Origin of the sequence: Sulfurimonas sp. (genome assembly GCF_028694605.1) — a bacterium.
In the GTDB taxonomy this organism is placed as follows: Bacteria; Campylobacterota; Campylobacteria; order Campylobacterales; family Sulfurimonadaceae; genus Sulfurimonas.
In genome coordinates this window covers 40,707-52,968 of record NZ_JAQVKP010000003.1, presented here as the reverse complement: position 1 = coordinate 52,968, position 12,262 = coordinate 40,707, and the positions used below count along the sequence as shown (strand labels likewise).

The window sequence follows — 12,262 nt, the reverse complement described above, 5'->3', positions numbered from 1 at the left end:
GCAGTATGGAAAAATTGATTCATTTTAAGATAGACGGTATCTCTGTAGAAGCACTTAAGGGCGAGACTATCCTAACGGTAGCCCGCAAAAACGGGATTTATATCCCGACTATGTGTTATCTCTCAAAAACTTCACCGTGTGCGTCATGCCGTATGTGTGTCGTTGAAGCAAAAGGGATGGATGGTTTTGTGCTAAGCTGCAACACGCCTCCTGTCGAGGGTGTCGAGATTACTACAAACTCCGATGCGCTAAACCATGAGCGAACCAACATTATGAAACTTTATGATGTAAACCACCCGCTGGAGTGCGGTGTTTGCGATAAATCAGGAGAGTGTGACCTTCAAAACAAGACTTTGGAGTTCAATGTATCACGCCAGCACTTCAGTGCAAAAGACCAGTTGCGACCTCTTAAAGAGTGGGGGCTTATAAACTATGAGCCTTCTCTTTGTATTTTGTGTGAAAAGTGTGTGCATGTCTGCAATGAGGTTATCGGCGATGACGCAATCGAGGTAAAATTCGGCGGATACAGCTCAACCATCATTCCAAAAAACAGCGAGACACTTGACTGTACTTTTTGTGGAGAGTGTATTGCGGTTTGCCCTGTGGGTGCGCTTACAAGCAGCGGTTTTCGCTACAGAGCAAATGCGTGGGAGCTTGAGAAGGTTCCTGCTACATGCGCCCACTGCTCTGCCGGATGTCCGCTTGAGTATGAGACAAGACACGCTTCTATCAACGGTGCAGATGAGATATTTAGAGTGAAAAATAACTTTGAGTTTACTACACTTTGCGGTGCGGGAAGATTCGGTTTTGATTTTGATAACAAAGCCCCAAGAGATGAAGCAGCGTTTGCAAAAGCGCTAGAAGCACTCAAAAGCGCAAAAGCTATAAGATTTTCTTCTATGATTACAAATGAAGAGGCGTATATTTTAGAGCTTTTAAAAGAGAAGCTGGGTATAAAACTCTTTAATGAAGACGCAAGAAAATTTGCAGAGTTTATGAAGTCATACAGCTCTGTAAGCGGCAAACTTCATCATAGCGGCTCACTTGATGCTATCAGACGCTCAGACGCAGTTGTCGTCATAGGCAGCAGAATCGCAACTGACAATCCTAGTGTGCGCTATGCACTCACAACCGCTTCAAAACATAACGGTGCAAAAATCCTCTATGCGCATCCGCTTGAAGATGTCTTGATGCAAAATGTTATCACGCAGATGATGAAACATGAAGTTGGAACAGAAGAGGGTGTTTTAGCGCTTTTGGCAGATGCGATTCTCAAAGATGCAGATTTGCCGCAAGAAGAGAGAGCATTTTTTGATGCGCTTGACTTTGGCTACCTCTATGCTGAAACCAACATCGGCGAAGAGGAGTTTGAGCTTATGATGCGCTCTTTTGCAAGAGCGACGAAACGCACGCTTGTTATCGGAAACGACCTTATGTCGCATCCAAGAGCGTCAAATATCGCAAAGCTTGCGGCGTTGATTGAAAAATACAGTGATTTTTCTTTGGTGGTCGTTCCTCGTGAAGTCAACACTCTGGGTGTTTCGCTTATCAACTCTTTAGATGCGGATGAAGATATTGAGGGTGTTGTCGGCTACAATGCAAGAGGTTCGTTTGTTATCTCTGCAATGGAGGGTGCAAATCTGGCCGTACCTGCACTTAACCAGCAAGAGGGAACTTTTGTAAGCATAGACAACCAACTGCTTCCGACCAATGTTGCACTTGCGTTTGAAGGCTATACTCTCAACGACCTTGCAAATGCTCTTGGGTTAGCGCAGGAGCAAACCATAGACTATACGCCAAAACTTCCTGCAAGCGCAGGATTTAAAGGCGTTGCGTTTGATGATTTGCAAAATTTCCTTTCACCGCTGGGCGAAGACAGACGAGGATATATCTTGGATGAAGTTTCGTGTGAGGCAGACGGTGAGGTTGAAGAGCTTGACGATATGCCGGAGTTCAACGGAACTATCATCTATCACTGTGACCCTGTGCTTCAGTTTAACAACTATACGCAAAAGGCGGCACAGCTTCCAAAAGAGAATTGCCTGAGAGGTTCTGCACAATTTGCGGTTGCTGCAAAGATAAGTGACGGCGACAAGGTAGAGATTAGCTTTGGAACAACCAAAATCCAAAGAGAGTTTAAAGTGGATGGCGACCTAAAAGGGACTATAGCGCTTAATCCAACATTTGATGTAAGTGTAGATGCTAGCAGATATAGATTTGAAAAATCCAAAATAGTGAGAGTGGTTTAATGAGTAAAATTACTATAAACATTGATGGAAAAGATGTAGAGACGCAAGAGGGCGAGTATATACTCAATGCTGCTCGTGCCAACAATATCTTTATCCCGGCGATTTGTTATCTGACGAGGTGCAGTCCGACACTTGCGTGTCGTTTGTGTCTTGTAGAGGCGGATGGCAAGCAGGTTTATGCGTGTAATGCAAAATCAAAAGAGGGTATGAGTGTTGTAACCTCCACTGAAAACATCGCCAAAGAGCGTCGTGCAATCATGGAAGTTTACGATGTAAACCACCCGCTGGAGTGCGGTGTTTGTGACCAGTCAGGCGAGTGCGAACTGCAAAATTATACTTTAGAGATGGGCGTGGATCAGCAGCACTATGCTATCAAAGATGTCAACAGAAAAGATAAAGATTGGGGACACATACACTATAACCCAGGGCTTTGTATAGTTTGTGAGCGTTGTGTAACCACTTGTAAAGATATGATTGGCGATAATGCGCTCAAAACTGTAGCTCGCGGGGCAGATGCGATAGAGGCAGAGTTTAAAGACACTATGCCAAAAGATGCTTATGCTATGTGGAACAAGCTTAACAAATCGCTTATCGGTCTAACAAGCGGCGAAGAGATGCTTGATTGTACAAGTTGTGGCGAGTGTGCGGCGGTTTGTCCTGTCGGTGCGCTTGTTGACACGCACTTTACATATACGTCTAATGCGTGGGAACTCAAGCAGATTCCTGCTACATGCGGACACTGTAGTGCGGGATGCCAAATCTCTTACGATGTAAAACACACAAGTATCGACAATACGAACGAGAAGATTTACCGTGTTATGAACGAGTGGAACTATGTTGCGCTTTGCGGTGCTGGACGCTATGGATTTGACTATCAAAACAAAGCGGCATCAAAAGACGAAACGGCGTTTGCAAAAGCGGTTGAAGCATTTAAAAAAGCAGACACCATCAAGTTTACCTCTACAATCACAAACGAAGAGGCATACCTGCTTCAATCTTTAAAAGAGAAGTTTGGCTACAAACTTGTAAACAATGAAGCAAAAGCGTTCCAGACATTTTTGAGTGATTACAGCGAGATAAGCGGTAAAAAGCTTTACGGTTATGACCTAGAGGCAACGCATAACGCAAACTTTGTTATCTCGGTAGGTGCGGCTCTTAAGAGCGACAACCCAAATGCACGCTATGCGCTTAACAACTCTATGACTGTAAACAAGGGTGCGGGTTTGTATTTTCACCCTTTAAAAGACCCTGTGATTGAGGGGCTTGGCAAAAGCATCATGACGATGTACCACGCTCCGCTTCAAGAAGAGGTTGTGCTCTATCTTATCCTTGACCTTTTTGCCGACAAAACAAAGCTTCCAAACGAGGTTGTAGAGTATCTTGCAACTTTTCATGGGACAAAAACCGTAACGGTTGAAGAGACTATCAAAGAAGAGATTACCGAGATAGTTAAAGTTATGAAGAAAAATGAAGAGACAGGTGAAGAGGAAGAGGTAGAAGAAGAGAAGAAAAAGATGGTTCCTAAGAAAATCACAAAAGAGGTAGAGGTTGATGACAACCGCCTTTTAGCGATTTTGGGAGCAGGCGAGAAGTTTATGGAGGAGTTGGAGAAAAACTTGGCAAAAAAAGACAGTTTTGTTCTTATCGCAGGAGCAGACCTCTATACACATCCAAACTCTAAAAATTTGGCTCGTCTCTTAGCTCTTATAGAAAAATACAGCGCATTTGAGCTTGTTATGATTCCAAATCTTACAAATACTCTTGGTGTCTCACTTATCTGTGAGCTTGATGACGCAACGGGTCTTCATACTGTTGGCTACAATACAAAAGGCGACTTTACGCTCTCCGCACTTGGAGAGGGAGACCTTGATATGCCTGCTATCAACCAGCAAGAGGGAACGCTTACGAGCATCAACAAAAGGGTAAACCCGACCAACGCAGCTATCGGTTATAACGGCTATGAACTTAATGATATCGCAAATGCACTCGGACTAAGAGCGGAGCATGTTGTCGAATATACAAAAATGCTCCCGACACACAAAGGGTTTAAATCGCAAGAGTTTGACAGTCTGCCAAATCATTATGAGAATGACAGAACAGAGTGTCGCGGCTATCTGCTTGATAATGTTGCGGTTGCTGCAAGCGGTGATGAGAGTGTTGAGAAGTTTGGTGATGAAAAACTTGATGGAACGCTTATCTATATGGCAAATCCGGTCAGACAATTTACACCTTTTACTTATAAGTGTACAAACTTAGATGAGGTAAGCGGCGTTTATATGAGTGAAGAGTTTTTAAGCAAATCTGATTTTAATGAAGGAGACATCGTGAGAGTGAAAAGTGCAAGCGGTGAGCTTGTGGCAAATATTGTAAGTGACAACAAAATAAGCGGTGATATCATAGTTCTGCCGACATTTGATGCAAAATTAAACTCAGAGGCTCTGTTTAGCTCTTATCGCTTTGCAACAGCTTCAATTGAAAAGGTGTAATGTATGGAAATAGCATATTTTATAGAGACGATAATTAAAATCGTCGTAATTTTACTTATCTTCTCAGCACTCGCTGGGATTGGAACTTACTTTGAGAGAAAAGTTCTTGCGTTTATGCAGCGTCGTCTTGGACCTGTAAATGTCGGACCTTTTGGATTGTTGCAAGTTGCGGCAGACGGTATCAAGCTCTTTACAAAAGAGGATATCATCCCTACAAGTGTTGTCGGTCGTATATTTAAAATCGCACCGGTAATTACAGCAGCGACTGCTTTTATGGCGGCGGCGGCTATTCCGTTTTTGCCGTCTTTTACCATTTTTGGCTATGAGGTGCATCCAATCGTTGCGGATATCAACATTGGTATTCTCTACATACTTGGAATTATGGGTGTTGGACTTTATGGTCCGCTTCTTGGCGGTATGGCTTCGGCAAACAAGTTCTCGCTTCTCTCTGCGGCAAGGGGTGCGGCTGTGTTTATCTCGTATGAGGTTATCACGGGTCTTTCTATTCTTGCGCCTATTATGATGGTTGGCTCGCTGTCGCTTATTGACTTTAATCAGTACCAATCAGGCGGGATTACAAGCTGGATTGTCTGGTCGCAGCCTGTTGCTTTCATCCTCTTTTGGATAGCGGCATTTGCTGAAACAGGAAGAACGCCGTTTCACCTTATCGCAAACGACCATGAGATTATTGACGGATTTGGAACTGAGTATTCTGGTATGAGATGGGGACTTTTCTTTATCGGTGAGTATGCAAATATGTTCTTTATCTCTTTTGTTATTTCTATCATTTTCTTAGGCGGGTATGGAGACGGAAGCTTCTTGGGTGCACTCGGACTTCTTGGTAAAGTTGCATTTTTCTTCTTCTTTTTCTTGTGGACAAGAGCGGCTTGGCCGGATGTGAGACCTGACCAGTTGATGTGGTTATGTTGGAAAGTTTTAATGCCGATTGCGGTGATAAACATAGTTATCACCGGTATTGTGATGATGTAAGGGGTGAGCATGCATAACGAACATATTGAAGAACATTTTAGCAGCAGAAATGTAGCAGAGATGCCTAGCGACTACTATATGGTTGCTATCGAGGACTATCCAAAAGATGGATGGGGCAAATTTAAAAGAGCAGCAAAAAGAGCTGTTAAAGGCGAGCTTTTTGTAGGTCTGTGGGTAGTAATGAGAGAGATGATTCGCTTTGATATCCATACGGTACAGTATCCGGCGGAGAAAATGCCGATAGGTCCAAGATACAGAGCCGTTCATGAGATGAAGAGACTTTGGGAGTCTGACACCGAGAGATGTATCGGGTGCGGACTTTGTGAGAAGATTTGTATTTCCAACTGCATCAGAATAGACACGAGAATTGATGAGAACTCTCGTAAAGAGGTGTCAGAGTACAGTATCAATTTAGGTCGCTGTATCTTTTGCGGTTACTGTGCCGAAGTTTGTCCTGAACTTGCCATCACACATGGCGGCGAGTATGAAAATGCAAGTGACCAGAGAGAGCATTTCTTGACTTTCCAAGATATGCTAACACCGCTTGATACGATGAAAGCGGGAGCGCAAAGAGAGTTTGAAGGCTTTGGCGCAATTACACCACATGAAGACGAGCGTGTTAAAAAAACACCTCTAGCATATTAAGGAGTTTGATTATGTTTGAAGCAATTGCATTTTACCTGTTCGCTTTTTTAACAATCACAATGTTTTACATAGCCGTAACAACGTCTCAGGCGTTGTACGCTCTAAGCGCATTGGCAGCAGGAATGATTTTTATATCGGCATTCTTCTTTATTTTGGGTGCCGACTTTTTGGGTGCGGTTCAAATCGTCGTTTACTCCGGTGCCGTTATGGCGCTTTATGCTTTTGGTATGATGTTTTTTGACACAACAAGAGAGGTCAAGGAGAAGCAGGGGAACAAGGCTATTATCATCGGACTAAGCACGTTAGCGGCTCTTATGGTGGTTGTCATTGTTGCAGCACCGATTGTTGGCAACAATATCGAAGCGCTCTACCCATCGGTAGATGCTACCAAGAATGTTCAAGAAGTAGGTATGGTTCTCTTTACTAAGTATCTTGTTCCTTTTGAAGTTGCGGCAGTTATGCTTTTAGTAGCGATGATTGCAGGAATCGTTCTTGCAGGAAAGAAGATGGATCTCTCTGTTACTCTTATGAACGAAGCTGAGATAATGATGATGAAAGAAGAAGATAAAAACAAAAAGGCTCACTCATGATGGAAATAGGATTACACCACTATCTTGTACTCTCTACTATCCTTTTTGCTATTGGATTAGTGGGTGTTATGAGAAGAAAAAACCTTCTTATGCTGTTTTTTGCAACAGAGATACTCTTAAATGCGGTCAATATCTCGTTTGCTGCAATTTCACACTACTATGGCGACTTAACTGGGCAGATGTTTGCGTTTTTTGTTATCGCAATCGCTGCATCAGAGGTTGCAGTCGGTCTTGGGCTTTTGATTGTTTGGCATAAAAAACATAACAATATCGACCTTGACAATATGTCAACGATGAGGGGGTAGGGAATGGAACTCTTTTTATATACCGCACTTTTTGCACCGCTTGCAGGCTCTTTGTTTGCAGCACTTTTTGGAGCATCAAAAAAGACTAAGATAGCGGGAATCGTACCGAGCGCTCTTCTTGGTCTCTCTTTGTTGAGCAGTACTGTTTTGCTCATTCTTGTATTTATGACAGGGCGTACTATTCATGTTGAGATGATGACATGGATGGCAGCTGGAGACCTTTACATACCGTTTGGTTTTGTAGTTGATCAGGTGAGTGTTGTGATGATGATGGTTGTAACTCTTGTCTCAACCGTCGTGCATGTCTATGCTATCGGTTATATGGATCACGACAAAGGGTTTAACAGATTTTTCTCTTATCTCTCTGCTTTCGTTTTCTCAATGCTTATTCTTGTTATGAGCGATAACTTTGCAGGTCTTTTTATCGGTTGGGAGGGCGTAGGACTTTGTTCATGGCTTCTAATCGGTTTCTGGTATCACAAAGAGAGCGCATCTTGGGCGGCTAACGAAGCGTTTATTATGAACCGTATCGCCGACCTTGGTATGCTTATCGGCATCTTTTTGGTTTATTGGAATACAGGAACACTACAGTACAAAGAGGCTTTTGCCGCAATGCCTTCACTCGATACGGCAATCTTAACATGGATGGGAATCTTCCTCTTTATAGGTGCAATGGGTAAATCCGCACAGTTCCCGCTTCATACATGGCTTGCCGATGCGATGGAGGGTCCTACTCCGGTTTCGGCTCTTATCCACGCAGCTACGATGGTTACGGCAGGTGTATATCTTGTTGTTCGTGCAAACCCGCTTTATAGTTTGATACCTCATGTTGGACTATTTATCGCCTCTCTTGGCGCATTTGTTGCGCTTTTTGCGGCATCAATGGCACTTGTAAACCGTGATATGAAAAGAGTTATTGCATATTCTACGCTCTCTCAGCTTGGGTATATGTTTGCAGCCGCAGGTCTTGGCGCATACTGGGTTGCTCTTTTCCATCTTATGGCTCACGCATTCTTTAAAGCGCTTCTCTTCTTGGGTGCAGGTAACGTTATGCACGCTATGCATGATGAGCTTGATCCGTTTAAAATGGGAGGTCTTAGCAAGGTTATGAAGGGTACGTTTGTAATGATGACAATCGCTTCAGTTGCACTTGCAGGTATCTTTCCGCTTGCAGGATTCTTCTCAAAAGATTTGATATTAGAGGTTGCTTTTGTCGAACATCACTTTATCATCTATACGGTGCTTCTTTTGACAGCAGGTTTGACGGCGTTTTACTCGTTTAGACTTGTTGCACTCATCTTTCACGGTGAAGATAGATACAAGCACTTTGGTATCCATCCGCACGAAGCGTACAAGTTTATGCTTGTTGCGATGAGCCCATTACTTGTTCTGGCGGTTATCGCAGGTGCGTTTAAGATGGGTTATTTTGGCATGGTAACAGAGTTGCTTCCTGCAACAGAGTATCATGTTCATTCTGCTGCAACATATTGGATTATGACGATTGGAACACAGCTTTTTGTTATGGGAGCGATTGCCTATGCGTATAAAAAATATACAAGCAAAGATATAAAAGTACCGGATGGCACTTCAAAGATGGAAAACAGCTTTGGATATAAACTGCTTATCAACCAGTACTACATTCCATACTTCTATGAGAACTATATCGTTAAAGCTTATAGAGAGCTTTCTGAGGTATTTTGGACTAAGATTGATCAAAAAGTTGTGGATGCAACGGTTGACGGTATAGCAAATATCTTCTATCAAACCGGAGAGAAGACAAGAGTTATGCAAAGCGGCAACCTCTCGACAATGCTTAAATGGATGGTGGCAGGAACTGTTGCTTTATTATCACTGGCTGTGGCATTTGGACTTGCAGCAAGATATTCTGTAGAAATCAAGACATTTCTTTCAGGTTTAGGAGTTTAATAGATGTTGGATCATATCTTATCGATTTTAATTTTCTTCCCGGCACTCGCAGGAGTTCTCGGATTTGTAGTCAATAAAAACAGCATTCGTTCATACGGTGTTGCGGTAGCTACAATTGAGTTTGTGTTGGCATTGTGGTTATGGTTTGTCTTTGACTCAAATGTGTCAGGTATGCAGTTTATGGAGCAAATCGCACTTATTCCGACATTTGGTATCAACTATATTGTCGGAGTGGATGGCATCTCGCTCTTTATCATCATATTAGCGGCGTTTTTTACTATGATAGGTATCGCATCTTTGGGTGAAACAAAAGATATTAAAAATATGATTATCACGCTTCTGTTTTTACAGATGACTATGGTAGGTGTTTTTGCGGCACTTGATGCTATCGTGTTTTATCTATTCTGGGAACTCTCGCTTGTGCCTATGCTTTATATCATCGGTGCATGGGGTGGACCGCTTCGTATCTATGCGTCTGTAAAGTTCTTCCTATACACATTTGCAGGCTCACTTGTTATGCTGGTGGGTATGCTTTTTATGGCGTATTTTTACTATCAGGCAACAGGAGAGTGGAGCTTTGCGATTCTTGACTGGTATCGTCTTATTCTTCCTGAATCTTTCCAGCTTTGGTTGTTTGTAGCATTTTTTATGGGCTTTGCTATCAAAGTTCCGATGTTTCCGTTTCATACATGGTTGCCGTACGCCCACGGGCAAGCACCGACTATCGGTTCAGTTATCCTTGCGGCAATTCTCTTAAAAATGGGAACATACGCTTTTATCCGTTTTTCATTGCCGCTCTTTCCTGATGCGTCTGTTTACTTTATGTATCCGATTGCGGTATTGGCTATTATCATGATTATCTATACGGCGATGGTTGCGTATGCGCAAAAAGATGTTAAGCAGGTTGTTGCTTACTCTTCTGTTTCACATATGGGTGTTATCATCCTTGGTACATTTGCACTCAATGTTGAGGGGATTACTGGTTCTATCTTTCTTATGATTGCACACGGTGTTGTCTCTGGAGCGCTCTTCTTGCTTGTTGGCGTTATTTATGACAGAAGACATACAAAATATATGAGTGAGTTTGGCGGTTTGGCACATGTGATGCCTCGTTATGCAACTATCTTTGGTGTGATGCTTATGGCATCTGTGGGTCTTCCGCTTACTATAAACTTTGTAGGTGAGTTTTTAAGCTTACTCGGTTTTTACAAACAGTCTCATATTTTAACACTACTTGCAGGAACGGCTATTATCGTAGGCGCTATCTATATGCTTGCGGCGTATAAAAAGATGTTTTTTGGTGTAGTGACAAAAGAGGAGAACAAACATCTAAAAGATGTAAACAAAAGAGAGCTTCTTGCCCTTATCCCGCTTACTATCATTACAATTTGGCTTGGAATCTATCCAAAACCGCTCTTAGGACCTATAAACACAAGTGTTGAGGCAGTTGTTTCGCTTATGCATGAAAAATCTTTAAGCGAAGAAGCAAAACAAAGGATTCCGAGTGTTGCTAAGGATATGGCGCTAATTACAAAACCAACAGGGGAGGCACACTAATGGTATCACCGGCAAATATCTCAATGGAGTCATTAAATCTAATAACTCTGGTACCAATGCTTATACCAATCATTGGTGCACTCTTAATTATCATTGTCGATCTCTTTAAAAGTGAACAAGATCGCTCCTTATATGTAATGCTGAGTCTTCTTATCTTGGGGGTTGACTTTGTAGCTTTGATGGATACGGCAGGTGTCTTTTCTAAAAACGGTACGATTATGGGTGTCTTTGATGTAATGCTTATCGACGGTTTGGCGATTTTGTCGCAGTTTATCGTTGTAGGTGCTTCTATGCTCTTTATACCGTTGGCACTAACTCATAAAAGATTCCATGAGTTTACATACCCTGAGTTTTTTGCACTCTTCTTGTTTATGATTGCAGGATTCCAGTTTATGGTGGCAACGGATAATCTTATCCTTATCTTTGTAGGACTTGAGACTGCTTCACTTGCACTTTATACGCTCATAGCGATGCACAACCGTGACAAATCGTTTGAGGCGGCAGTAAAGTACTTCACTATGGGTGCATTGGCGGCAGGATTTTTTAGTTTCGGTTCTATGGTTTTTTATGCTCTTACAGGCTCGGTTGAGATTAACCAGATAGCAGCCGTTCTTGAAGCAAATAACTACGCAGATATCGGATTTGTTCTTGTCGGTGTCGTTTTCCTGCTTGCATCATTTGGCTTCAAGCTCTCTATGGTTCCGTTTCATACATGGACACCGGATGTTTATGAAGGCTCATCGGCTGCACTTGCGGGGTATATGTCCATCGTTCCAAAGATAGCGGCATTTGTTGTTGCGATGAGAATCTTTGAATTTTTGATTCATAGCGGCGTTGTTTGGTTAGAAGTTATCCTCTACGCAAGCGTTGTTATTACTATGACGATGGCAAATGTATGGGCGCTGGTGCAAACAGATGTCAAAAGAATGCTTGCATACAGTTCGATCTCACATGCAGGTTTTGTAATGGCGGCTATTTTGATTGGCACGACACAGTCAAACAGCGCACTTTTCTTCTACTGGGTACTGTTTAGTTTTACAAATCTCGGGTCATTCTCCATGCTTTGGATAAGCCGTCAGAAAAATCTTCCTGCCCATCAGCAGTCAGACCACAGCTATAACAAGTTTGCGGGAATGATTAAAACTGCACCTGTAGCTGCAACAATTATGGCGCTCTTTATGCTCAGTCTTGCAGGTCTTCCGCCTTTTGCGCTCTTTTGGGGCAAGATGTATATGATAAGCTCAGCCGTAACAGGCGGCTATACTGTTTTAGCGCTCATAATGGCGCTTAACTCGGCTATAGCCGGGTACTACTACCTAAAGCTTATCGTTTATATGTTTATGAAAGAGCCGATTGTAGAAAATGGCGGTCATGTTTACAGTGCCAACGCAACGCTTTCACTTAAAACTATTATCGGCATTGCTGCAATAGGAACTATTTTTGCTTTTGTCGCTGTAAACCAGCTACTAGAATTTATTACTGCATTTGTCTATAATAGCGGGTATTGATTACAG

General features: G+C 42.6%; 9 protein-coding genes. All 9 read left to right on the top strand.

All coding sequences use genetic code 11. The features are described from left to right. Window positions 1-5 precede the first annotated feature (5 nt). Genes PHY84_RS02770 through nuoN form a run of 9 tightly spaced genes read left to right on the top strand, consistent with a single transcriptional unit; the run spans window position 6 to window position 12,256 of the window. Window positions 6-2,249 (top strand): NADH-quinone oxidoreductase subunit G, encoded by a 2,244-nt coding sequence (locus PHY84_RS02770; protein ID WP_299857501.1) that lies wholly within the window; start codon window positions 6-8, stop codon window positions 2,247-2,249. Next, entirely contained in the window at window positions 2,249-4,735 is a 2,487-nt protein-coding gene (locus PHY84_RS02765; RefSeq protein WP_299857499.1) for an NADH-quinone oxidoreductase subunit G, read from the top strand. The genes PHY84_RS02770 and PHY84_RS02765 overlap by 1 nt, the downstream gene beginning before the upstream one ends. Window positions 4,736-4,738: 3 nt before the next feature. Further along, a complete protein-coding gene (gene nuoH, locus PHY84_RS02760) occupies window positions 4,739-5,725 on the top strand; it encodes an NADH-quinone oxidoreductase subunit NuoH (protein WP_299857497.1) in 987 nt (328 codons plus the stop codon). A gap of 9 nt (window positions 5,726-5,734) precedes the next feature. After that, window positions 5,735-6,370 carry an NADH-quinone oxidoreductase subunit NuoI gene (gene nuoI, locus PHY84_RS02755; RefSeq protein ID WP_299857495.1) on the top strand — a complete coding sequence of 212 codons (636 nt, stop codon included), beginning with the start codon at window positions 5,735-5,737 and terminating at the stop codon, window positions 6,368-6,370. 11 nt (window positions 6,371-6,381) lie between these two features. Next, a complete protein-coding gene (locus tag PHY84_RS02750; RefSeq protein ID WP_299857493.1) occupies window positions 6,382-6,960 on the top strand; it encodes an NADH-quinone oxidoreductase subunit J in 579 nt (192 codons plus the stop codon). Continuing rightward, on the top strand, window positions 6,957-7,265 hold the full coding sequence (nuoK, locus tag PHY84_RS02745) for an NADH-quinone oxidoreductase subunit NuoK (RefSeq protein ID WP_299857491.1): 309 nt from the start codon (window positions 6,957-6,959) through the stop codon (window positions 7,263-7,265). Before PHY84_RS02750 ends, nuoK begins: the two co-directional genes overlap by 4 nt. 3 nt (window positions 7,266-7,268) lie before the next feature. Further along, window positions 7,269-9,191, top strand: a complete 1,923-nt coding sequence (nuoL, locus tag PHY84_RS02740) for an NADH-quinone oxidoreductase subunit L (protein ID WP_299857489.1) — start codon at window positions 7,269-7,271, stop codon at window positions 9,189-9,191. A gap of 3 nt (window positions 9,192-9,194) precedes the next feature. Next, complete coding sequence (locus PHY84_RS02735; RefSeq protein ID WP_299857487.1) at window positions 9,195-10,748, top strand: NADH-quinone oxidoreductase subunit M; 1,554 nt, start codon at window positions 9,195-9,197, stop codon at window positions 10,746-10,748. Beyond that, on the top strand, window positions 10,748-12,256 hold the full coding sequence (gene nuoN / locus PHY84_RS02730; RefSeq protein WP_299857485.1) for an NADH-quinone oxidoreductase subunit NuoN: 1,509 nt from the start codon (window positions 10,748-10,750) through the stop codon (window positions 12,254-12,256). Before PHY84_RS02735 ends, nuoN begins: the two co-directional genes overlap by 1 nt. Window positions 12,257-12,262 lie beyond the last annotated feature (6 nt).